This window comes from Lottiidibacillus patelloidae (genome assembly GCF_002262935.1).
In the GTDB taxonomy this organism is placed as follows: domain Bacteria; phylum Bacillota; class Bacilli; order Bacillales; family SA5d-4; genus Lottiidibacillus; species Lottiidibacillus patelloidae.
Genome location: NZ_NPIA01000005.1, coordinates 99,306 through 122,886, shown reverse-complemented (window position 1 = coordinate 122,886; position 23,581 = coordinate 99,306). Strand labels below are relative to the sequence as shown.

General features: G+C 32.4%; 20 protein-coding genes and 4 riboswitches. Of the genes, 8 read left to right on the top strand and 12 right to left on the bottom strand.

Going from position 1 to position 23,581, the window contains the following annotated elements:
- The first annotated feature begins 43 nt into the window (after positions 1–43).
- From ftsE to CIB95_RS10590, 3 genes are read left to right on the top strand one after another with little or no spacing between them, the layout of a single operon-like run.
- The gene (ftsE, locus tag CIB95_RS10600; protein WP_094924970.1) at positions 44–730 is read left to right on the top strand and encodes a cell division ATP-binding protein FtsE; all 687 of its coding nucleotides are present in this window, start codon (positions 44–46) and stop codon (positions 728–730) included.
- Positions 720–1,613 carry a permease-like cell division protein FtsX gene (gene ftsX, locus CIB95_RS10595; RefSeq protein WP_094924968.1) on the top strand — a complete coding sequence of 298 codons (894 nt, stop codon included), beginning with the start codon at positions 720–722 and terminating at the stop codon, positions 1,611–1,613. The genes ftsE and ftsX overlap by 11 nt, the downstream gene beginning before the upstream one ends.
- A 33-nt stretch (positions 1,614–1,646) precedes the next feature.
- Entirely contained in the window at positions 1,647–2,891 is a 1,245-nt protein-coding gene (locus tag CIB95_RS10590; protein ID WP_094924966.1) for a murein hydrolase activator EnvC family protein, read from the top strand.
- Positions 2,892–3,702: 811 nt separating this feature from the next.
- Here CIB95_RS10590 and CIB95_RS10585 read toward each other — a convergent pair.
- The 3 genes from CIB95_RS10585 to CIB95_RS10575 form a co-directional block, all read right to left on the bottom strand.
- Complete coding sequence (locus CIB95_RS10585) at positions 3,703–5,220, bottom strand: Mur ligase family protein (protein WP_094924965.1); 1,518 nt, start codon at positions 5,218–5,220, stop codon at positions 3,703–3,705.
- Positions 5,221–5,377: 157 nt separating this feature from the next.
- Complete coding sequence (locus CIB95_RS10580; protein ID WP_094924963.1) at positions 5,378–7,234, bottom strand: diguanylate cyclase; 1,857 nt, start codon at positions 7,232–7,234, stop codon at positions 5,378–5,380.
- Between the two features lie 30 nt (positions 7,235–7,264).
- Entirely contained in the window at positions 7,265–7,666 is a 402-nt protein-coding gene (locus CIB95_RS10575) for a hypothetical protein (protein ID WP_094924962.1), read from the bottom strand.
- Between the two features lie 184 nt (positions 7,667–7,850).
- Here CIB95_RS10575 and CIB95_RS10570 point away from each other — a divergent pair, with 184 nt between their 5' ends.
- Positions 7,851–9,848, top strand: coding sequence for an LTA synthase family protein (locus tag CIB95_RS10570; protein ID WP_094924960.1), 1,998 nt, complete (start codon positions 7,851–7,853; stop codon positions 9,846–9,848).
- 51 nt (positions 9,849–9,899) lie between these two features.
- Here the strand turns inward: CIB95_RS10570 and CIB95_RS10565 are convergent, their stop codons facing one another.
- The 5 genes from CIB95_RS10565 to CIB95_RS10545 all read right to left on the bottom strand — a co-directional run bounded on the left by CIB95_RS10565 (position 9,900) and on the right by CIB95_RS10545 (position 14,220).
- Entirely contained in the window at positions 9,900–10,439 is a 540-nt protein-coding gene (locus CIB95_RS10565) for a GNAT family N-acetyltransferase (RefSeq protein WP_142296497.1), read from the bottom strand.
- A gap of 79 nt (positions 10,440–10,518) precedes the next feature.
- Positions 10,519–11,442, bottom strand: a complete 924-nt coding sequence (locus CIB95_RS10560; RefSeq protein ID WP_094924956.1) for an HD-GYP domain-containing protein — start codon at positions 11,440–11,442, stop codon at positions 10,519–10,521.
- 103 nt (positions 11,443–11,545) lie between these two features.
- Positions 11,546–11,962 (bottom strand): hypothetical protein, encoded by a 417-nt coding sequence (locus tag CIB95_RS10555; RefSeq protein WP_094924954.1) that lies wholly within the window; start codon positions 11,960–11,962, stop codon positions 11,546–11,548.
- A gap of 29 nt (positions 11,963–11,991) precedes the next feature.
- Positions 11,992–12,080, bottom strand: a riboswitch (cyclic di-GMP riboswitch).
- 221 nt (positions 12,081–12,301) lie between these two features.
- On the bottom strand, positions 12,302–13,495 hold the full coding sequence (locus tag CIB95_RS10550; protein WP_094924952.1) for a class I SAM-dependent rRNA methyltransferase: 1,194 nt from the start codon (positions 13,493–13,495) through the stop codon (positions 12,302–12,304).
- Positions 13,496–13,623: 128 nt separating this feature from the next.
- Complete coding sequence (locus tag CIB95_RS10545) at positions 13,624–14,220, bottom strand: HD-GYP domain-containing protein (RefSeq protein WP_094924950.1); 597 nt, start codon at positions 14,218–14,220, stop codon at positions 13,624–13,626.
- 16 nt (positions 14,221–14,236) lie between these two features.
- Positions 14,237–14,321: riboswitch (cyclic di-GMP riboswitch) on the bottom strand.
- Positions 14,322–14,353: 32 nt separating this feature from the next.
- Positions 14,354–14,438, bottom strand: a riboswitch (cyclic di-GMP riboswitch).
- 346 nt (positions 14,439–14,784) lie between these two features.
- On the opposite strand from CIB95_RS10545, the gene CIB95_RS10540 reads away from it, so the two are divergent.
- On the top strand, positions 14,785–16,059 hold the full coding sequence (locus tag CIB95_RS10540) for a nucleotide sugar dehydrogenase (protein WP_094924948.1): 1,275 nt from the start codon (positions 14,785–14,787) through the stop codon (positions 16,057–16,059).
- 30 nt (positions 16,060–16,089) lie between these two features.
- The gene (locus CIB95_RS10535) at positions 16,090–16,800 is read left to right on the top strand and encodes a WecB/TagA/CpsF family glycosyltransferase (protein WP_094924946.1); all 711 of its coding nucleotides are present in this window, start codon (positions 16,090–16,092) and stop codon (positions 16,798–16,800) included.
- 55 nt (positions 16,801–16,855) lie between these two features.
- Here the strand turns inward: CIB95_RS10535 and CIB95_RS10530 are convergent, their stop codons facing one another.
- From CIB95_RS10530 to murJ, 4 genes are read right to left on the bottom strand one after another with little or no spacing between them, the layout of a single operon-like run.
- A complete protein-coding gene (locus CIB95_RS10530; protein WP_094924944.1) occupies positions 16,856–17,695 on the bottom strand; it encodes a GNAT family N-acetyltransferase in 840 nt (279 codons plus the stop codon).
- Positions 17,688–19,160, bottom strand: a complete 1,473-nt coding sequence (locus tag CIB95_RS10525; RefSeq protein WP_094924942.1) for an O-antigen ligase family protein — start codon at positions 19,158–19,160, stop codon at positions 17,688–17,690. Before CIB95_RS10525 ends, CIB95_RS10530 begins: the two co-directional genes overlap by 8 nt.
- A complete protein-coding gene (locus tag CIB95_RS10520) occupies positions 19,160–20,074 on the bottom strand; it encodes a PIG-L deacetylase family protein (RefSeq protein ID WP_094924940.1) in 915 nt (304 codons plus the stop codon). Before CIB95_RS10520 ends, CIB95_RS10525 begins: the two co-directional genes overlap by 1 nt.
- Positions 20,075–20,078: 4 nt before the next feature.
- A complete protein-coding gene (murJ, locus tag CIB95_RS10515) occupies positions 20,079–21,590 on the bottom strand; it encodes a murein biosynthesis integral membrane protein MurJ (protein ID WP_094924938.1) in 1,512 nt (503 codons plus the stop codon).
- 253 nt (positions 21,591–21,843) lie between these two features.
- Here murJ and CIB95_RS10510 point away from each other — a divergent pair, with 253 nt between their 5' ends.
- Both CIB95_RS10510 and CIB95_RS10505 read left to right on the top strand, forming a co-directional pair.
- Positions 21,844–22,962 carry a glycosyltransferase gene (locus tag CIB95_RS10510; RefSeq protein WP_094924936.1) on the top strand — a complete coding sequence of 373 codons (1,119 nt, stop codon included), beginning with the start codon at positions 21,844–21,846 and terminating at the stop codon, positions 22,960–22,962.
- A 191-nt stretch (positions 22,963–23,153) separates the two neighbouring features.
- Positions 23,154–23,244: riboswitch (cyclic di-GMP riboswitch) on the top strand.
- Between the two features lie 73 nt (positions 23,245–23,317).
- Positions 23,318–23,476, top strand: a complete 159-nt coding sequence (locus tag CIB95_RS10505; RefSeq protein WP_094924934.1) for an aspartyl-phosphate phosphatase Spo0E family protein — start codon at positions 23,318–23,320, stop codon at positions 23,474–23,476.
- Positions 23,477–23,581: the final 105 nt, after the last annotated feature.

The window sequence follows — 23,581 nt, the reverse complement described above, 5'->3', positions numbered from 1 at the left end:
GTTTTTACACCAAGGAAAAACATAATTGGCGAGGTGGGAAATAATGATAGAAATGCATGGGGTATATAAAACATATCCAAACGGTGTTTTAGCACTAAATGGCATTGATATAAAGATTAAGCAAGGTGAATTTGTTTATCTCGTTGGGCCAAGCGGAGCCGGAAAATCCTCTTTTATTAAAATGTTATACAGAGAAATTAAACCTTCAAAGGGGACAATTATAATAAAAGGTGTAGATGTCTCTAAGATTAAGGAAAAAAATGTTCCTCTTTTAAGGAGAGGTTTAGGCGTTGTCTTTCAAGATTTTAAGTTATTATCAAAACTTACCGTATATGAAAATATCGCTTTTGCTTTAGAAGTTATCGAAGAACCGAAGCGAAATATAAAAAGACGGGTACTCGATATTTTAGATTTAGTTAAACTGAAACATAAAGCGCGCTTTTATCCAAATGAACTATCAGGTGGCGAGCAACAACGCGTAGCAATTGCAAGAGCAATTATTAACCACCCAAATCTTCTAATTGTGGACGAGCCTACTGGAAACCTTGACCCTGATACTTCATGGGAAATTATGAATGTTTTAAACGAAATTAATAATCGTGGAACTACAATTATTATGGCAACGCATAATAAGGAAATTGTAGATACAATGAAAAAACGAGTCGTAGCTATCGAAAAAGGAAAGATTGTTCGAGATGAGCAAAAAGGAGGCTACGGATATGAAGATTAGAACATTCGGAAGACATACTCGTGAAGCCTTTAAGCATATTGGTCGAAATGGCTGGATGACATTTGCCTCTGTCAGTGCCGTTACAACCACTTTACTTTTAGTAGGTGCATTTCTTGTCATTATGATGAATTTAAACGAATTATCAACTTCTGTAAAAGAAGATGTTCAAATTAAAGCCTATATTGACTTACTAGCAACTGAAGATGAGGAAGCAGCTTTAAAGGCAAAAATTAAGCGAATCGCTGAGGTTGAAAGTGTCACTTATTCTTCTAAAGACCAAGAACTAGAGAACTTAATTCAAAGTTTTGGTGAAGAGGGTGCATCATTTCAGTTATACGAACAAGACAACCCCTTATATGCCGCCTTTATTGTAAAGGCAAAAGTTCCAGAGGATACTGCTTATATTGCTAGCCAAATCGAAACATTTAATAGTGTTGCAGATGTAAAGTACGGCCAAGAAATTATTGAAAGTTTATTTACCTCTCTTAAATGGGCAAAGAATATAGGAATCGGCTTAATTATTGCTCTCGTATTTACAGCTATGTTCTTAATCTCAAACACTATTAAAATAACTATCATTGCTAGAAAAAGAGAAATTGAAATTATGAAACTAGTTGGAGCTACAAATGGGTTCATTAGAGCACCTTTCTTTATCGAAGGATTAATTTTAGGTGTTTTAGGTTCAATCCTACCAATAGCTGCTATTTTAACTAGTTACCATTACATTTATAAAAGTATCGCACCGAAGTTAGAAGGTACTTTTTTCACATTATTGCCTCTATATCCATTTGCTTTTCAAATTGCTGGGTTATTAGTGACAATTGGAGCGTTTATTGGTATGTGGGGAAGCACAACATCCGTTCGAAAGTTTTTAAAAGTTTAATAGTTTTAAGTATCATGAAAAGGAGGCAGTATTTTGAAAAAATCACTTTTTATTACCTTAACACTAGTTACTCTATTATTTATCGCCTTTTCATTTAGCAGTACTCTTATAAATGCTGAAGATGACGGTGATAAACTAAAAGAAGACTTAGAGAGAATTAAAGAAGCACAAGCTTCCTTGTCTAATGATATGGAATTAACTGAAGAAGAGATTAAAGAAATTGAAGAAGCACATGCTCGTTTGGAACAAGAAATTAGACGAGTAGATATGCAAATTGCAGAAGCTATTAATAATATTGAAGAGAAAAATATTGAAATTGCTGCAATTGAATTAGAAATAGAAGAATTAAAAAAAGATATCGAGATTTTAGTTGAGAGACTTAAATTGCGAGATGAATTACTTAAAAATCGTATGCGTTCCATTCAAGAGAATGGTGGTACGATTGATTATTTAAATGTTATTTTAGGAGCTAAAAGTTTCGGTGATTTTCTTGATCGTGTAAGTGCTGTTACGACAATTGTTGAACAGGACAAGCTTATTATTAAAAGGCATCAAGAAGAAATGGAGCAACTTCAAGAACTTAAAAGCTCTTTATCTACTAAACTTAATGACTTAGAGCAGCAGTTAATAGAATTACAAGCTTTAAACGAACAACTTAATCAACAGCGCTTTGAGAAAGAAGAGTTTATGGCTCAATTACAACTTAAACACGATGAATTACATCAAATGTTAGAGGAACAAGAAGAAGATGCCGAAACTCTAGCTGCAGAAAAAGCTGCTACAGAAAAAGCACTAGCTAATTGGGAAGAGAAGAAGCGTAAAGAGGCAGAAGAAGCAAAGAAAAGAAAAGAATTAGAGGATAGAAGTGGACTTCCTGCGGGAACTTTCATACGCCCGAGTCAAGGCCGCGTTACATCTGAATACGGTCCTCGTTGGGGCGGCACACATACTGGGATTGACCTTGCAAGAATAGGATTTATGGAGTCTGCAGTAGCTTCTGCTGGAGGAGTAGTCTTTAAAGCTGAGTATTATGGTGGATATGGTAATGTTGTCTTCATTACTCATAATATTCAAGGATTCACGTTTACAACAACTTATGCGCATTTAGATCGCATTGACGTATCTGTAGGGCAAGAGGTTGAGCAAGGACAACATTTAGGTATCGTTGGTAATACTGGTTATTCAACTGGTCCGCACCTTCACTTTGAATTAATTGAAGGTGACTGGAGTAGTCGATATGAAAAAAGAGTAAACCCAAGAAAATATATAATATTTTAAAGAAAAGCTGAAGCAATCGGTTAACGGCGTAAAAACTGGAGCACTCTGATTAAGATAAAGGATACACGAATAGTGAAGCTATTCGATGTAGACTTATCGAAATGAAGAGTGTGAAGTTTTCTAGACGTTGATTGCTGAAGCTAGACAATAAAGAAAAGCTGAAGCAATCGGTTAACGGCGTAAAAACTGGAGCACTCTGATTAAGATAAAGGATACACGAATAGTGAAGCTATTCGATGTAGACTTATCGAAATGAAGAGTGTGAAGTTTTCTAGACGTTGATTGCTGAAGCAATCGCTTAACGGCGTAAAAACTGGAGCACTCTGATTAAGATAAAGGATACACGAATAGTAGAGCTATTCGATGTAGACTTATCGAAATGAAGAGTGTGAAGTTTTCTAGACGTTGATTGCTGAAGCTAGACAATAAAGAAAAGCTGAAGCAATCGGTTAACGGCGTAAAAACTGGAGCACTCTGATTAAGATAAAGGATACACGAATAGTGAAGCTATTCGATGTAGACTTATCGAAATGAAGAGTGTGAAGTTTTCTAGACGTTGATTGCTGAAGCTAGACAATAAAGAAAAGCTGAAGCAATCGGTTAACGGCGTAAAAACTGGAGCACTCTGATTAAGATAAAGGATACACGAATAGTGAAGCTATTCGATGTAGACTTATCGAAATGAAGAGTGTGAAGTTTTCTAGACGTTGATTGCTGAAGCTAGACAATAAAGAAAAGCTGAAGCAATCGCTTAACGGCTAAAAAATAAAAGGCAAGATATCAAACTTACTGATATCTTGCCTTTCTTATGTTACGGGTGTAATATATTTACCTTATTAACGTCTGCTTTCATTTCATCAATTTGTTTCAAGATTATTTCTGCACCATAATCCATCCCTTGGCAACCTGCAAGTAAAATTAAATCTCCAGAACTAGCATTAGCAAGTGAATATGCAGTTGCGTCAGGTAATTCATCAAATAAATTAACTTTTATATTAGCTTGTTCCATTACTTCTAAAAACACTTTTAATTCCTCTTCTGTAACTTTATCTTTATCCGTCACATGAGAAATACTTCTAGTAGCAGTAACTTCCTCAATATTAAGCTTTTTAGCCCAATTGACAATCGCCTCTGCATTTTCCTTATTTACTTTAGGACCACGTTCCCCCCTAATAGCGTAAGTTAAATGCAACTTTTCATATTCCATAAAGTTCAATGTTTGCAACGTCACATTAATATTACCAGGGTTAGCAAAATGGTCATCAATAATTTTAATTCCATCTTCAAAGACAAACTCAAATCTTCTTTCTACCCCTTTAAATTGCTTTAATGTGTTTTGTATCGTTGTTACTGAAACTCCACTTAAAAGGCTTATTCCAATAGCAACCATTGCATTATATACAGAATGTAATCCTGGTACACCTAGCTCTACTTCAAACTCTCCAGGGCTAATATCAATGTTATTTACGTTAATTGGCTTTAGTATTTGGAAAGTAAATTTAGCTCTACCTGTTGATAAATCTAAGTGTTTACAATAAAAATGACCTTCAGTATTATCCACACCGAAAGTGATTGTTGTTGCTTTAGTTTTATTTATTAATGACGACGAATATGGACAATCTAAATTTAAAATAGCTACACTTCTTTCACTAGCATTTCTTATTAAACTTGATTTAGCATCAAAATATTTTTCAACAGTTCCGTGCATATCAATATGCTCACGGCCGAAGTTATTAAAAGTAACAATATCATAATCAACTTTTTCCACCCTATGTAATTCAAGTGCAGCTGAAGAGACTTCCATCGTAACATGGGATACATTTTGGTCGACCATTTGTTTTAAATAGTTTTGCAAATCCAGTGATTCTGGTGTTGTTAGCTCTGCAGGTATGACAGTCTCGTCGATTTTTATTGCCACTGTTCCAATTAATCCTGTTTTAAGTCCTTCATTTTCTAAAATTTCATTTGTCATATATGACGTTGTTGTTTTTCCATTTGTAGCTGTAATACCTATCATTTTAAGCTTTTTCGATGGTTCACCATAAAAGTATGCTCCTAATTGAGCAAGAGCTATTCTACTGTTTTCAACCTTGTATTGCGGTATTTCTACATCCTCTTGGAACTCTTCCACAATAGCAGCAACCGCTCCATTTTCAACAGCATTTTTTATATACTTATGCCCATCAGTTTTATAGCCTTTAATACATACAAAAACATCATTCAATGTAACTTTTTGTGAATGATATGTAATGCCGTTTACTGTTAAATCCTTCTCATTTATTGTACTTATAACATTTATTTTTTTTAATAAGTGACTTAGTTTTTCCATTTTTATGCCTCCTCTAGCGAGAAAATAATTACATAATAATAATTCGTATCCTCTAGTTAATTATTGTATGCATTAAATAAATTTATTAGTTCTGGCCAAGATCATTCAAGAATTTTGTTACTATATTATATGTTATTAAAATGATATTAACAAAATATTATCCGGCATGGGTTTGATCTGTCTGCTTTAATATTTCATTTATTATTGATAAGAAGTGGTTTACAACTTCTTCATCAAACTGTGTGCCCTTTCCATTTTTCAATTGCTTTATTGCAAGTGGAACGGTTAATGGTTGTTTTCTATAAGGCCTCGCAGAAGTCATTGAATGAAAAGCGTCAACTACCGATATTATTTTTGCACCTAGCGGAATTTCGTTACCTTTAATGCCTTCAGGGTAACCTTTTCCATCTGGCCGCTCGTGATGATACAGTACATATGGCAATACCTCTTCTAATTCATCTACGAATGCAAGAATGTTGTAACCTAACTCAGGATGTGTTTTCATAGTTTTTATTTCTTCTTCTGTTAATTTACCTTCTTTATTTAAAATCGAATCTGGAATACCTATTTTTCCAATATCATGTAATAAGCCTGCAATAGATATTCTTTTAACTTCTTCATCTTCAAGTCCCATACTACTCGCTAATATGCCTGCATATTTTGACACCATTTCTGAATGGCTATGTGTGTAGGAGTCTTTTGCCTCGACAGCCTTCGTTAATGAGATAATTGTTCTTAACAAATTCCCTTGATTATCTTTAGTATTCCTACTATAACTTTCCTTTTTCAATTTATCTATTTCACTAACTTTTACAACACGGTTCTTCCCTAAACTCTTTGCAGTGTACATTGCTTGGTCCGCAAGATGAATGAAATCTTGTTCATTAGCATCATCAGGATAACTTGCTAAGCCAATACTTATTGATATAGGTGTTAATATACTGTTATTTCCATGTAATGCAACGAGATTTCTTATTTTCTCAGCCTGATTATAAGCTAATCGTTCATCTATATTTGGCATAATGACTACAAATTCTTCACCACCATAACGGCAAACAATATCCTCTGACCTTACATTATCTTTAATTAACTGAGCAATGTCTTTTAATACTTTATCACCATAAACATGTCCTTCATGATCATTTAGCTTTTTAAAATTATCAATATCACAAAATAGTAAAGAAACAGATTGTTTTAATTTATTAGCTGTTTGTATGTGTTGTTGTAACTTATGTTTAAAAAAAGCACTATTATATGTACCTGTTAATGGATCTGTAATGCTTTTAAAATATCTATCTTCCAATTTATATACCATTTTATTAAAAGCATCTGCCACTTCATTAATCTCATAGCTAGCATTGAGATTTAACCCTTCATAATCTTTTCCTTCCTGAATGGAAGTAGCAGCTTCTCGCAATGTGAAAAGCGGTAAAACCAGTAAGTGTTTAATAATTATCCATAATGCTATCAACATAATTAATCCAAGTGATATTCCGACTACTGCAATAGATAAAATTCTGTCCTTAACAACGAGAAACTCTTTTGTATTGTCTATGTATAACTCAATAGCACCAATAGTCATGCCATCTTCTAAAAGGGGGGCAACTAATCGGACAAGGTGTTGTTCATTATCTTCTATGTGAGCAACCATTGTTTTCCCTTCAATTGTTGTTGAAGCTAAGACTTCTGGAGTATTCGTGCCGATTAAATTTCTTTCCGTAGATGCTAAAACTAAATGTTTTTCACCTTTTTTTACATGAAGGTTTAATTGAAGGATGTCTACTTCTCGATGTTTAAGGTAGTCAAATATTTGTTGGACATCTTCAATCGAACGGGATTCTTCATACCTCCCATTTATAGTAGTTGTTATTCCCTTTAATTGGCTTATGTATGTTTTTTTTACCGTGTCATTAAATGTAAATGTTTCAAAGCTTATTGATACGGAGACAAGAATAATTATTACAGTTGAAAACATTAAAACTATCTTAGTCTGTAAACTTAACCTATTGAACATAAATTACATCCTATCGTGGTCGGATTTTTATTAATCTATATAAAATTCTTGCACTTCATAAACTCCATAAGGCGTATGGTCATTATTATGCAATGAAACACGAACTACGTTTTTTCCAGGTTTCACTTCTTTTAATATGTATCTGAATGATGTGATTGCTTGTTTTTCTCCATTATTTACATAAACATGGATGTGACCTTCCCCTGCTTTTCTTTCTTTCCCATAATTGACTTTAGAAATAAGCAAGTCTGTATCAACAAATAATATCGCTTCATTTTGTACAATCTTTATCTTAATATTTAATTCAGGTTTACTTTCTGCCGTTGCAGAATCCGTTTCATCAATAACTTCAAAGTCCCCACTTGAATGCGTACTACACCCTGCTAATAAAAGTAATAAAAATATAATTAAAGAACGCGTAATATTTTTCATTTTTTCTCCTTACGTTATGCTTTTATTTGCAATAATAATTGTTATTTATAAGTATAATTATACTATATTTTCCTTTGTCGATATATTAATATCAGTAGTTTAGTAGTTTTCTTTTTTATAAGAAATATATAGATAATTCTAATATTTTAAACTAGAATTAGAAAGGAAGGGGTGAAGAAAAGACATGCTTCATAAAATTAAACCATTAATAAAATCACATTACTTAATAATCTTTTTCATTATTTCTATATTTTCCTTGGAGATTATTTTTCGAGCATTAACTAATATAAATATATTTACTACCGGAACTTTCATATCGTTTATATTTATTATTGTCATTTCCACTTTGTTTTTTCTTATCTGTAGCATCTTTACTAAGAAGATTAGTTATATTTTAGCTATCATATTACTTGTTTTTACTGGCCTTATTTATTCTACTCAGTTTATATACTTCAAGTTTTTCAGAACTTTTTACAGTATATATTCCGCTACAAATTCAACTGCAGTCTTTGAATTTTGGGGAGATATATCGACCCTGTTACTACAAAATTTACATTGGTTTTTACTCTTTTTCCTTCCTGCAACTTTAATCGGTTTCATTGGAAATAAATATATTCCCTTTCAAAGATTACCTCTAAAAAATGTTGGAATAATTGCAGGATCTATTATTGTTTTTCACTTAGTTGGCCTTGCTACTATACACGCAAGTGGCGAAGATAAGAATACTGCATATGACTTATATTATAAAAGTAACAACCCTATACTATCAGCAGATCGTTTAGGAATCTTTACTACAATGCGAATTGATTTACAAAGGCTAGCAACAGGATGGTCGCCTAAACTGGAGGTTGCAAACCCATACTTACCAGCTATGAAGCCGGTACAAGGTGAACCTGTTGGTGAACCAAACGACCTTGAACCAAAAGAAGAAAAAATAATTGAATATAATACGATGGAAATCGATTTTGCATCATTAATTGAAAATGAAAAGAATAAATCAATTAGAGAAATGCACGAATATTTTAGTAGCGTACCGCCAACTACAAAGAACGAATACACAGGTAAGTTTGCAGGATATAACCTCGTATTCCTAACAGCAGAAGGGTTCTCTCCTTACGCTGTTCATGAGGAAGTTACACCAACATTGTATAAATTAGTACATGAAGGGTACCATTTCCCAAACTTCTATAATCCGATTTGGGGTGTAAGTACAACAGACGGGGAGTACGTTGCAACAACTGGATTAATCCCTAAAGCCGGTACATGGAGTTTTAGAGAATCACATAGAAACTATTTACCATTCGTTATGGGTAACCAGTTAAATAAGCTCGGCTATAAATCAATGGCTTATCATAATCATTCTTACGACTATTATCGCAGAGATTTATCACATCCTAATATGGGTTATGATTATAAAGGGATAGGTAATGGACTAAAAGTAAGGAGAGTTTGGCCTGCTTCTGACTTAGAAATGATGGAAGTTTCTGTCGATGAGTATATTCACGAAGAACCATTTCACGCTTATTACATGACAATGAGTGGCCATATGCAATATAATTTCTTCGGAAATAATATGGCAGCAAAAAATAAAGAGCATGTCGATCATTTACCTTTATCTACACAAGCAAAGGCTTATATAGCTACACACGTGGAACTTGACCGGGCGATGGAATTCTTATTAAACTCCCTTGAGGAAGCTGGCGTTGCTGATAATACACTAATCGTTATGAGTGCTGATCATTATCCATATGGATTAGAATTTGAAACTATTAATGAGTTTTTAGGACATAAAGTAGAAAAAAACTTTGAATTATTCCGTAGCCCTTTAATTATCTTTGCAAAAGGAATGCAACCTATGACAATTGACAAGCCTGTATCAAGCCTTGATATTATTCCTACTATTTCAAACTTGTTAGGGTTAGAATACGATTCCAGACTATTAATGGGGAGAGATATCCTCTCTGATTCTGATCCTCTAGTTATATTTAAAAATCGTAGTTGGATTACTGATAAAGGTAGATACAATGGCGATACTGGAAAGTTTACACCAAATGAGGGCATAGATGTTAATGAAGATTATGTTGAATGGATGAACGCTATTGTTGAAAGTAAATTTTTCTATTCACAAAGGATACTTGAAACAGATTATTATCGTAAAGTTTTAGGTGATCTAGAAGACTAAAAAAAGGGGATGCCAATAATATTTGGCATCCCTTTTGTGTTACTAATTTAATTAAAGAACATATTCTAACTGAATATCCAATGGTTCGCGATTATAAATTTCTTCATTTATCTCTTTTGCTAATGTACAACCCATAGCTTTATAAAAACTTTGCGTTTCTATAGAAGGGTGTGCTCCAATATATAATTTCCTTGCACCTAATTTTTTTGCGCTTTCACAACAAAGATAAAACAAGCTTTTACCAACGTTGTACCCACGGTAATTTTTAGAGACATGGATGTATGGCAACTCTACATAATCAAGCGTTTTCCCAAAGTGATTGTTATTAATGTTTGCAAAACCAACTAATTCTTCTTCTCTAAATGCGCCTATAACTGCTCCACCAGTTAGCACGCAATTACGCATTTCTCGAGCGATATTAACTTTTTTTGCATTATCCCAGTCATCAATAAAATAATCCTCTTTTTCATACAAACTGTTTTCTCTATTAGCTAGTACCTTGTTTGTAACTTGATACCGCTTAAACCTTGCTAAGAAATCATCATTTAAGTCTTCTACTTTTAACTTCCTATATGTTATGTTGTTTGGCAATGTAAACAGTCCCTTAACTTCATTTAGACGTAAATATAGTAATATTAATTGAATTAACAAAAAAACCTTAAAAAGAATATTACTTTTCAAGGTTTTTACTAATTAAGCCTTCTTCAATTAAAACTTCTTCAAATATATCAACAATCTCTTCTTCATAATGCGTTCCAATTAAACTCTTTATTACATCAAGCGCATAAGCTGGATCAAACGCTTTTCGGTACGAACGATCTCCTGTCATTGCATCAAATGTATCGCAAACGGCTATAATTTTTGCTTCTAATAATATCTCGTCACCTTTTAACCCGAAAGGATAGCCGCTTCCATTAAGTCTTTCGTGGTGCTGCTCTATTATTGGTACTAGTTCATCGTAGTTTGTCCCTCTGACCATTTCGGCACCATCAGCAGGATGTTTTTTTATTATTTCATATTCTTCTTCCGTTAAACGGCCAGGTTTATTTAATATTTCTGAAGGAACATTAATTTTCCCGATATCATGTAAATAAGATGCAAATATCAAGTTCTCTAATTGCTCTTTGTTTAACTTCATTTTCTTAGCGACTTTTCCTGCATAATTTGCAACTCTATCACTATGTTTTTCAGTGTAACAATCTTTTATTTCTACCTGTTTCACAATTTCCATTAGAGATGATATTTTTTCACTTATATGGACAAAGGTTGGTTCTGTTATTACCCATAGCATAGTAACGTCAGATAATGCTTTAAAATGGATAGGCTCGTCTATCTCTTTAATTGAAAAATACTCTTGTGTACCTAATGTTATTTTCTCATCTTCTGTTTCACATAGAATTTCTCCGGAAAGTAAATAAAAGAACTCAAATACATTTTTATTGTCTGAAGGATACACAAAGAAAAGTCTATCTTTTTCTATTGATTGCGTGAGAACTTCTATTCCGTCTCCGCGGCTTAATAGACTAATTTCGTTTGTATCATACTTAACCCTCTCAATAAAACTACCCTTTTTCCCAACTTTAAATCCTTTCACACGATCACCTCTTTGCAAAGAGAAAAAAAGAGTTCTATTTTAAAGAACTCTTTTCATTTATTAAATAAATATATAGTATATAAAATAATATTGAATACGAGTTTTAGTTTCTACCAATTACAGTAATTGGATCAATTAGCACTTCTCTATCAGCAAAACGTACTAGCTTCCAACTACATTCAGCAAGAACACCTAAATCATACGCTTCTCCGATTGTTTTGGTAGACATTTTAAGTGTTTCGTAGAAAACACCTTCAATAATCTTTGTTAATTCATTTTCGTACTTTGCTGTTAATTCTTCGATTTCGCTTTCATTAGCAGTCTTGATAGCTTCTAAGTATTCTTGTTGTAACTTATCAGCTTTTTCAACACCTTTATTAATTTTGTTATCAATATCTTGGTTTGTCTGATCAATTAATTGCAGTGCTAATTGATAATTAGACACCTCACCTGCAAAAGCTGTGTTACTAGCAGTAAACATAAGTAAAACGGAAAACATTACAACTAAAATCTTTTTCATTTACATTTCCTCCTATACCATCAGTTTTTTTTTGCAACTGGCTGGCATAGTAACAAATGTACTGTAGCCCCTATAGTTTTGCGCCCTTACCCTTTCGAGTAGTTTGCCACTATATATTTATTTGTAATTCTATTATATATAGTAATTTAATGAAAAGCTAGTAAATTTTTGTAATATTTTAATATTTTTTGATATTTTCTAATAATTAGTTATATTTCGACTTCATTCTCACTTATTTTTCATGCTCTTTTGTATTTTTTTTATGCAAATTTCCACAAAAAAATAAGCAAACAAAGAATTGTCTGCTTACCAATTTCCTTAAATCTACTGTCAATTAGTTTATGCTTTTCTAATAAAGACAACTTTTAAATAATTGCCTTCTTTAAATTGCTTCATTGTTTTAAAGTCTTCTGGCAGAGAGTACTCCTCTTCAATTGAGTAATTTAAATGTAGTTCTTTAAAAGCCGCCTTTATAAAACCTTTAAACTTTTTCATATCAAAGGTTGCACAGTTCGTTGAAGCGACAATTACTCCATTCTCCTCTGTAATATCAATTGCTTCTTTTAGTAGATTTTTATAATCTTTTGAAGCACTAAAGGTGAATTTTTTTGAGCGTGCAAAACTAGGTGGATCTAGAATAACTAAATCGAATTTCAATTGTTTTCTACTTGCATATTTAAAGTAACGGAAGACGTCTTCTACAATAATATCTTGTTTTTCATGGTCTATACCGTTCAGTTGAAATTGTTCAATCGTTTTACTTAAACTTCGATTAGCTAAGTCGACACTAGTTGTTTTGGTAGCTCGACCTAATGCTGCAAAAACAGAAAAAGCACCGGTGTATGAAAAGGTATTTAATACTGTCTTTCCTTTTGCATACGTATCTCGAATTTTTTTACGCACTTCTCTTTGGTCAAGAAAAACCCCTACCATTGCCCCTTCATTTAAGTAAATCGCAAAATTTACCCCATTCTCTTTTACAATAAGAGGAAATTCAGCTCTTTCTCCTTCTACGAAGCCATCTTCTTCAATAAATTTCCCACCTGAGTTGAATCGCTTCTTTTGATATATCCCTTGATATTGTCCTAGTTTTGTTAGTGCGGTATATACATACTCTTTATACTTATATATGCCTTCACTGTACCAGTTAACTAAATAAAAGCCATCATAATAATCAATAGTGAAACCACCAATTCCATCTCCCTCAGCATTAAAGAGACGAAATGCTGTTGTATCTTCACTATTAAATAACACTTTACGATTTTCAGCCGCATCTTTTATTTTTTTTTCAAAAAAAGCTTGGTTAATAATTTCATTCCTATTATTTGTTAAAACCCAGCCATACCCTTTGTTTTGCTTTCCTAAGTAACCTTTTCCTAAAAAAGAATTGTCTTCAGCTATCAGTTTAAAAAGCTGCCCTTCCTTTTGTAAGGTATTTACATTACTAATAGCATCTTTTGTTATAAGTGGATACCCACTTTTGTACATTTTTTCATATTTAGGTTTCACTTTTAACGTTACTTCTACTTCCATTCTCGCCATCCTTCATCGTTCTATTGTTTGATTTCATTTTGGCATAAAAAGCAAATAAAATAAAATAATGTAATTAAAATAGTGCAAAGATCTATGTGTCTGAAATAGACTCTCTATCTCTGATATTCTTACTGTACTTGTACAAAGCTTTGAAATTTTGTCACTAACTCTTGATCGTAAAAGTGTTTGCACGCACTTAGTTCTTCTAAGGCTAGCTCGACCGAAATCGCCTTAGCATATGCGCGCTTTGCTGTCATTGCTTCAAAACTATCAACAATTCGTATCATTCTTACATTCATACTAATGTCATAATTTTTGAGCCCTGCAATATAGCCTGATCCATCTATATTTTCATGATGATGCAAAATCATTGAATAATCAACGTCATCAATTTCGAGTTCTTTAACGATCAAGTCACTATATAATGCATGTTTTTTTAATTCTTCCCACTCTAATTCGCTTAGTTTTCCTTGCTTCTGTAAAAGGTTACTATTTATGAATATCTTACCTATATCGTGTATTAGTGCGGAATTTTTTATTATTTTACGTTTTTCAATTTCTATATTTATACTCTTTGCGAAGTCATCTAATATATTTGCCACTCTCACAGAATGGAAGTATGTTGCTTCATCATGCATTCGTAACTTTTCTAGTAAAAAAGGAATTTTATATTCATTTTTTGTTAATGCACTTTCACTTCTTAACTGTTGAAGTAATTCATACAAATTAAGCCCTCCTATTATATAGAAGAGTCGGTTGCGCTACTTACTCAAGATAGCTTAAGCGCCCAAGTATATCGCCATCTGTCATAGTATCTCTTTTAACTAAATTATTAAACTATTTCAAAAAAAAATGACTCTAAAGCAGAGTCGGTTGCGCCACTTACTCAAGATAGCAAGGCGCCCAATTTATGTCGCTATCTGTCAAAGTATCTCTTATAAATTATAATCATCATTTTTTTACCTTTAAATAATATACCACAGAAGCTGCTACTTTTCCTTATGTTTAAAAATATTGTCGAATTTTGCAGAAGGATATTTGTTTAGCCCTACGGAACTAATTTTAGAACTGATAACGAATAGTATTGATTAAATATTAATTGATATTATTTTATTAATTTATAATTTTCTATTACAATCAATTATTAAGTAACTTCTTTTAATGGTATTTTCATTATCATATGCTTATACTATAAGAAGGTATTTTTAGGTTTCATATTTATGATTTTCATTAAACAATCTATTAAATTTTTTATATATCTAATTGATCACTGAAGGGAAGAATTTTTTATGTTTAATAAAGTATGTGTTGTTGGATTAGGATATATCGGATTACCAACTGCAGTAATGTTTGCTAATCATGGAGTTAAAGTACATGGGGTCGATATAAATGAGCGTACTGTTAAGCTTATTAGTAATAAACAACTTCATATTGAAGAAGAAGGATTGCAAGAAAAGTTAATTACAGCAATAGATACTGGCAATTTAACAGTATCGACTACACCAGAAGAGGCTGATGTATTTATAATTGCCGTTCCTTCACCAATACGTGATGATAAATCTGCTAACTTAGAATACGTCCGTTCTGCAACAAAAGCAATCGTTCCGTATGTAAAACCAAATAATCTTATCATTTTAGAATCCACTGTACCGCCAAGAACTGTTGAAGATGTGATGATCCCGGTTCTAGAAGAAACTGGTTATGTCATTGGTGAAGAGCTATTAATTTCTCACTCCCCAGAAAGAGTAATTCCTGGGAAAGTGTTTAAGGAATTAGTTCAAAATGACCGTATTGTTGGTGGAATTAATAAACGTTCTGCTGAAGCTACTAGAGACCTTTATAAAGTTTTTGTTGAAGGTGAAATTCATCTTACTGATGCAACTACTGCAGAAATGGTAAAGGTAATGGAAAACACTTATCGTGATATAAATATAGCTTTTGCCAACGAACTAGCTAAAATTAGCGAGAATGTCGGTGTTAACGTGTGGGAAGCCATTAAATTAGCAAATTATCACCCTCGTGTTAACATTCACTCTCCAGGCCCTGGTGTAGGTGGACATTGTATAGCTGTCGACCCTTGGTTTTTATATGAGTTACAACCAGATTTAGCTAAAATGATACATTTGGCAAGAACAACGAATGATAATATGCCAAAGTTCACAGCTGAGAAAGTTAAACAAACATTAGTTAATAAAGGCATTTCACATGGAAGAGTAGCTGTTTTTGGCCTAGCATTCAAAGGTAATATTGACGATATGAGAGAAAGTCCATCATTACAAGTTCTACAATATTTAGATGAGCAGGGCATTAATTATACAACGTATGACCCTCATATTACTGAAAATCAATTACCTACTCAAACGCAAAACTTACAAGAAGCTGTTTCTCATGCTGATATGATTTTAGTGTTAACGGACCATAATGAATTTAAAAATTTTGAGCCTGCTGAAGTAGCAGAAGCATTGCGCACAAAATTAATACTTGATACAAAAAATTGTTTGGACCATAAGAGATGGGAAGCTGCTGGGTTTGAAGTTTCATTACTTGGTAATGCTAAATCATAATATATAATACGAATTATTAAGGTGAGTGAAATGAAAGAAACTTATTTAGGTGTTAATGTATCAAACTTAACGTATTCTGCCCTAATTGAAGCTATTTTTGCTGATATAAATAAAAAGAAGAAATCAATGATTGTCGCGATCAACCCTGAAAAAGTTATGAAGGCTCAAGACGATCCTGAGCTAAAGAAACTTCTTAATCGTGCAGATTATCAAGTGCCAGATGGGATCGGTGTGGTGCTAGCTTCAAAGCTTAAAGGTGGAAAAATAAAGCAGCGTGTTACAGGAATTGATATGATGTTGAACTTATGTGAGGAAGCGGCGGAAAGAGGAAAGAAAGTTTTCCTTTATGGCGCAAAGCCTGGCATAGCTGAAGAAGCAAAACAAGAACTTATTAGAAAATATCCTAACCTCCAAGTTAGTGGAACTTTAGATGGTTATGAAAAAGATGAAACAAAAATCATTGAAACTATTAACGAGGGAAATCCTGATATTATCTTTGTCGCCCTTGGTAGTCCTCGGCAGGAGTATTGGATATTAGACCATCTTGATAAGATCTCACCTAGTATCTTTCAAGGAGTAGGCGGTTCATTCGATGTTATTTCTGGCAGAATTAACCGTGCTCCAGAAATCTTTATGAAATTTGGTTTAGAATGGCTTTATCGCCTCGTTAAAGAACCGTGGCGCTGGAAAAGACAAATTGTAATACCAAAGTTTCTAATACGTGTATTAATGAAGAAGTAATTCTTTCAGGCAATAGAAAACACCCCTCTTCCTCTTTTGGAAGGGGGGTGTTTCGTTAAAATGAGTCAACGTCCGCTTGGGTCAAATGCCACGTTTGATCAATATTATGTTGCCTAACGACTATAGGCATAGGACTTTTTATATGAAAAAGCTTAGCTCCTTTTAAATCTTTATAAAAATCGCTATTCTTAACTGCCCAACTTATGAGAAATCGGGTGGTAACACGTTTCCTTACTTCTTTTATGATATTTTTAGGTTGATTCCCGACTACATCTATTAAAAACGTTTTATTTCCATTAATGCGAACAACAGCGTATCCTTCACCTTCTACTTCATAGAAGTAATATTTATTAGTCGGATGTTTGACATACCTTTTTCTAAGGAACTCTTCACTTCTTTTAATATGAATAGAATTTAAATCGGTATTATAGGAAGCCAACTTTTCTAAATTTGCTTCCTTTATTGATCGCCAATTAAAATTTTTTCTTACTAAAATTGGGGCTACTAATAATGCAATATTACCTAAATCTGTAGCACCTCCATATTTAATAAATGCCTTTTTGGCAACTTCTGCAGGAAAACCATAAACATTTTTAATGTTACGCATTTCTATTTCCGCTATTAATCTTTTTACAATTCGTTTGTAAATACCTTTTCCTTGATGCTCAGGATGAACCATAATATCCACTCGTTCTGCTACACTATCCTCAAAGATAATACAAGCTGCATGCCCCAGTATTTCTCCATTCTCTTCATAAACTACAATAATCGGGTCTTTAGCACCTAAAGTCTCATACTTCCAACGCCATTCCTCAACAGTACGCTCTTTTTGAAACACCGTTTTAAACAATACGTTAATTTGTGTTTCATCACCTCTGCGATATAGTCTAATCATATTTCATTACCAAAGAGGCATGCAGTGACATTAATTCCTCTTTTGAACGAACTGATATTGCTAATAATGCAAAGAAGCATAATCCAAAAATATCCGCTTCCCACAAGTTATAAACAAGGCCCATAACAAATGCCGAAAGTAGCACACTAACCATCAATGCAGAAAAGCTTTCTTTTCTACGTTTCCAATATATGAATAACATGTGTAATAAGAAAACGGCAAATGCAATAACCCCAAGCAAACCAGTTTGAACAATAACTTGGATATATTGATTGTCAGAATAAAATTGGTAGCCAATATTATATTCTTCATACATTGGTGATACTCTTCGCAACGATGCAGAGTCACCAAACGTACTGAATCCTGTGCCGATTATAGGAAAGTCTTTAAAAATTTCATATCCTTTTTCCACAATATACAATCTACCTGACTTTTTACTAGATGTTATTGTGTCATCACTGAACGTCTTTCCGACACGATCAACAAAACCAGATTTTCCTTCTTGATCATATTTTTGAATTTCCTTTACCTTTTCTGTGCCTTCTTCACTACTCTCAATATATGAAGTAATGCTTACTACTGGCATAATAAATAGTAGTGTTGCAACAAGTACTGTCTTTAGTACATCCTTTAAAATATAAAGTTTTCTAGTTAAGACGATATAGACAGCAAGCATGACTATGATACCTATCCAAGTTCCTCTAGAATAAGTTAGTATAATTATCCCTAGTACAGATAGGTTTAAAAAGGATAATAACTTTGAATTCGCTCCAGCAATGTACTTCTTTGCATAAAAGAAAAATAAAAAAACAAATGATAAATAAATTGATAATGTATTCGGATTACCTAACATGCCGTATATTCGAACTCTATTTTTTGACGATAATGGCATAGTTTGCCACGATTCAGGTAGGAACAATGTTCGAACAGAAAGCTTTTCAAATATTGCTTGAATTATTATTACAATTACTGTCCAAATCGTAATCCATAGCAAATGCTTAATATCTGCTTTTGTAATTTTCAATCGACTAACAATATAGTAAATAAGGTATAGCAAAATGAATGCGCGAATTTGAATAATTACCATCGTTACTGAAATATCATTTAATATCGCAGATGTTGCACCAATAATAATAAATGCAAAATATCCATATTCAAAAGTTTTAAAATTAATTAAGCTCTTAACGTTAGTACGGCCATTCCATATTATTCTTAATAATGCCCCAAAGATAATTAAATCACCGACATATCGTAAGCTGCTAACATATTCAATAATAAACGGACGTATTGGGTAATACATAAATAATAATAAGATTGCATATTTTGGCCTAAATAAAGCAAATACAAAAAAACTAATGCCTAGCAAATATCCTAAAACATTTTCTTGAAAAGCTGTTACAACTAGAAAAAGTAGAAGAACAGCTAACCAACTAACTTTATATGAAACATTATTAAATTTCCCCATTAACTATTCACCTGCAGTTTCTTATTTTCTTTACTTTGTATTAGTTTATAATATTGTTTTTTTTCTTGATAACTTTTAAATATTGCCCATAGTAATGTTACAGAACGATTTACTTGTTTAAAGACATGGTCAAATTTCGTTAAGTTCGCTGCCTTTAACTTTGCAGATTTCTGAATGAATGTTTCTGGTGCTGACGAAATAAAACCTTCAACCGCCTTCACTTTTCTGTCACATGCTAAGTTTGCTTTTAGCAATGCTAGTAAGTGGAAGCCATCAAAAGCGATTACTTGTGATTTAAACACTTTTGTAAGTTCAACTTTTTTGTTATATGTCTTACTAATATCCACTAAGCTATTTATAACATTCGGTGGAAATGGGCAATTTATCTCATACTCAAGAACATATTTAGGTTTATGGGTCGATTTTTTTAATGCCTCTGCAACTGTATGGGCTGTGTGGACATGATCTAAATGAGCATCGATAAATGGTGTAGTATAAATAAGACTCGGTTTCATTTTTTCAATATAGTTTGTAAAATCAGCAGGGTCGGCTTGTCTACGCACTTCTCCATCTTCATAATCAAGATAGGATATACTGCTAATCCCTAGATCATTACGAATTGTCTCTATCTCTAATATACGCTTTTCTCTTATTTTGTTCCGATCTTCCGAACCATTACTCTTCGCACCATTAGTAACAAATACTACATGTACTTCTGCATTTAATTCTTTATATTGAATTAAAGTTCCTCCTAAACCAATGGTCTCATCATCTATATGTGGCGCAAAAATTAGTATCTTCTCATTATTATTTAATACTTCAAGTGGCATATTTCCTTTATAATATTTTGCCAATACTTTTTTAGTCAGCGCTATAACAAATGGTGAAGCTAACTTCATCATGTGGTGTTTCATAATATCATCCTTTTCTGCGGAACTTAGAGAATAATAATCCTACAGCTTGACCTTTAAATAGAACCAATAAGGCACCGTAAGTGATACTTCCTAAAACTGCTGTTATTAATAAATATAGAATTACATGCCATTGTGAAAAATATGGTTTTATAATCATTAAAACAAAAATCATACCAATGACAGAGAGAACTACTTTACTCGTTTCAAAACTTAAGGTTTTCCAATTAAATCGTACTTCAATTCGTTGAAAAACAATAATATTTAGAGTGAAAAATACAAAAGCCATAACGGATGACGCTAATGGAATTCCTAAATAGGAATCTAACCATGAAATAAAAATGAAATTTAAGAGAATGTTTAACAAAATTGAAAATAAGCTTATTCTTAATATTAAATTTCCTTTGTTTCGTGAATAAAAACCCTTATTAATAACGTTTATTAAGCTAAAAAACAAAACTGACCCTGCATATAAATAGGCAACTAATACTGTAGACTCTGTTGCACTAGCGGTAAATTTACCACGTTCAAAAGCAACCTTAATGATTTCTGGCATTAACCACATCATGCCTACAATTGCTGGCAAAACAATAGATAAAGACAGTACTAGCCCTCTTTCTATTGCATTTCGAAATTCTTTATCTTTTTTCTGTGCAACAGCTTTTGATAATATTGGAAAAATAATTGTTCCTATTGTTACTCCCAGAATTGCTTGAGGAAAGTGTGTAATATTTTTGGCATAGTTTATATAAGTTACTGCCTTCGTCGACAAATTCCCAGCAAAAATATTATCAATAAATAAATTTACTTGCCCGACCATGACTGTAATTGCTACCGGAATAAAGATAAGAAAGAAATTTTTATACTCTTTCACATCCATTTTTCCAAAGATTTTGTGCGTTCCTTTTGGTATGAAAACTAACTTTTTAACAAAAAGAGAGAGAATCGTTCCAACTAAATATCCGTATGCAAAAGAATAAACACCTATTGTTTTTGCAAATAAAAGAGCAGAAACAATTGTTGATCCAATTACTATGATTTGTGAAATTACAGAGAGTGAAAATTTATTTTCAGCATCTAAATATGCTTCATATACAGCATTCAATGACACAAAAAATATAGCAATGAAGAAAATAAAAGATGTTGTACGTGATATAGCTAAAGTCGCTTCTGTAAAGTCAGGAAATATTATTGGTAAATACATAGGTGTCAACAACAAGCCGCCAATAGAAACAAATAGACCAATTATAGCAGTGCCTCGTATGACTTGAGAGAAATGATAATGTCCTTGACCACGTTCAAGAGACTGTATATAGCTCGGAACAAAAGCGTTTTTCATTCCAGTTGTAAATAATAAAATAAACATATTAGGGACAATAAAAGCTATTAAATATGCTGCTGCTTCAGCAGAGTCACCAAAATATTTCGCTAAAATAATATCTCGAATTAATCCTGACACTTTTAATCCTAAAGTAGCTATAACTAATAAAATACTAGCAATGGCCAATCTTCTTTTCAAAATATAACCTCATCTCGGATAGTCTTAAATATTAATTAATTTTAACATAAATTTTTCCACGCCTCATTAGCAATATACTGTATATCTGTTACTATATAAGATAAAATAATGTAATTTAGTAGAGATTCTTAGACAAGCTTAAAATATACGTCATATATTTGATGATGTTATGATTGAATCAAATGATTAGAAGGGTTTTTATTCTTCTTTAGAATTCATATGTTTTTAATAATTATTTAAGGTGGACTTAACTATGAATAAGCAAAAAGTCTTGATTGTTTCTAATATGTATCCTAGCAAGAAATATAAAAGCTTTGGTATCTTTATTAAGAACCAAGTAGAAGCTTTAAAAAGCAGAGGCTTTTCAATTGATATTACAGCAATAAAAAATGCAAAATCAGGTAAGTTTAATTCTCTAGTTAAATATGTGACTTGGTTTGTTTCCTCGTTATTAACTCTTTTATTTAAAGGTAAGAAGTACGATGTTATCCATGCACATTACGTTTTTCCTAGTGGGTTAATAGGACTATTATTCAAAATTGCTTTTAATACTAAGCTTATTGTAACCGCTCACGGTGGCGACATTGATAAAATGGCTCGAAAACATAAAGTAATTTTTCATTTAACTAAAAAGATACTCCACTCATCAGATAAGATCATTGCTGTCGGTGAAGAATTAAAAGAAACAATTGTTTCAGACTTTGATATCTCTCCTGATAAAATACTAGTTTTAAATATGGGTGTGAACAGAAATATCTTTCACCATACAGATCAGCAAAAGAAAAGAACTCAATTAAAGATTCATGTAGAGACTACTTCTATATTATATGTCGGAAATATTATTAAACAAAAAGGAATAGAAGAACTAATTACTGCTTTTGAAAAGTTAGTTGCAAATAAAAATCAAAATTTCAAATTATATTTAATTGGTTCTGATAAAGACACGACATTTAAGGCTCACATTCAACAAGAAATTGATAAAAAAGAATTAAATGACCATATTGTTTTTTTAGGTGTTTTACCACAGGGTGATATTGCTAGTTGGATGTCGGCATGTGATATTTTTGTTTTACCTTCACATATAGAAGGGTTTGGTCTAGTAGCACTAGAAGCAATGGCTTGTGGCATTCCTGTCGTTGGAACAAATGTCGGTGGACTTAAGTACTTGTTAGATAACGACAGTGGAATAATTGTTGATGCTAAAAACCATGTTTCTCTTTATGAAGGAATAAAAAAGTTAGTTGAAAACGAACAATTGAAAAAAACTATAATTGATAACGGTTATAAAAAAGCAATGGAAAACGATCAGGAAAACATTATTAATGAGCTTGAAAGCCTTTATTCTCAAGAGCATATTAAACAAAAAGCGTAATTTATATCACTACCATTTACTTAAGAGAGAAATTAGATAAAAATAGACAACGATTTCGACAAAAGTAGTTAATATAATACGTTTTTCCACCCTTGAAATATTTTCTCGTAATAGTACGATATATATAAGAGCAACATTATACTTTTTTCCTACTTTGAATTGGCAAAAGAAATACAATCTAATTATTAGTAGACCGATAAAGGCAAAGCTATGGAAACATAGTGACGCAAAGCTTAAGGGGCTTCATTTACAATATTGTAAATATGCCAGCCAGCTACCGAAGGCTCTTTACAAGTGCCTACATCCTTTATTGGTCGGGGGCTTTTTATTTTGTAAAGAGAGGATGTGAATATCTATGAATGCAAACCTACTTCAAGATATTGAGACATTAAGAGGCTTTTTAATGAAAAAGGCAAAAGAAACAAATGACCTAAATAACGAGAAAGTAATTGAATATAGTGTGAAATTGGACGAGCTATTAATTAAAGCACAATATGCCGCAATGCAAAACTAATTTTACCTACAAAAATAAACCGCTAAACTTAAGTCGTGTATTTTTGTTCTATAATGCTCCAACTGTCCAGCTAATTGCATATGTAAAAAAAGACTCAACCAATTG

Coding starts and splice junctions, on each gene's coding strand:
- ftsE (WP_094924970.1), top strand. CDS start 44: ATGATAGAAATGCATGGGGTATATAAAACATATCCAAACGGTGTTTTA.
- ftsX (WP_094924968.1), top strand. CDS start 720: ATGAAGATTAGAACATTCGGAAGACATACTCGTGAAGCCTTTAAGCAT.
- CIB95_RS10585 (WP_094924965.1), bottom strand. CDS start 5,220: ATGGAAAAACTAAGTCACTTATTAAAAAAAATAAATGTTATAAGTACA.
- CIB95_RS10580 (WP_094924963.1), bottom strand. CDS start 7,234: ATGTTCAATAGGTTAAGTTTACAGACTAAGATAGTTTTAATGTTTTCA.
- CIB95_RS10575 (WP_094924962.1), bottom strand. CDS start 7,666: ATGAAAAATATTACGCGTTCTTTAATTATATTTTTATTACTTTTATTA.
- CIB95_RS10570 (WP_094924960.1), top strand. CDS start 7,851: ATGCTTCATAAAATTAAACCATTAATAAAATCACATTACTTAATAATC.
- CIB95_RS10555 (WP_094924954.1), bottom strand. CDS start 11,962: ATGAAAAAGATTTTAGTTGTAATGTTTTCCGTTTTACTTATGTTTACT.
- CIB95_RS10550 (WP_094924952.1), bottom strand. CDS start 13,495: ATGGAAGTAGAAGTAACGTTAAAAGTGAAACCTAAATATGAAAAAATG.
- CIB95_RS10540 (WP_094924948.1), top strand. CDS start 14,785: ATGTTTAATAAAGTATGTGTTGTTGGATTAGGATATATCGGATTACCA.
- CIB95_RS10535 (WP_094924946.1), top strand. CDS start 16,090: ATGAAAGAAACTTATTTAGGTGTTAATGTATCAAACTTAACGTATTCT.
- CIB95_RS10530 (WP_094924944.1), bottom strand. CDS start 17,695: ATGATTAGACTATATCGCAGAGGTGATGAAACACAAATTAACGTATTG.
- CIB95_RS10525 (WP_094924942.1), bottom strand. CDS start 19,160: ATGGGGAAATTTAATAATGTTTCATATAAAGTTAGTTGGTTAGCTGTT.
- CIB95_RS10520 (WP_094924940.1), bottom strand. CDS start 20,074: ATGAAACACCACATGATGAAGTTAGCTTCACCATTTGTTATAGCGCTG.
- CIB95_RS10510 (WP_094924936.1), top strand. CDS start 21,844: ATGAATAAGCAAAAAGTCTTGATTGTTTCTAATATGTATCCTAGCAAG.
- CIB95_RS10505 (WP_094924934.1), top strand. CDS start 23,318: ATGAATGCAAACCTACTTCAAGATATTGAGACATTAAGAGGCTTTTTA.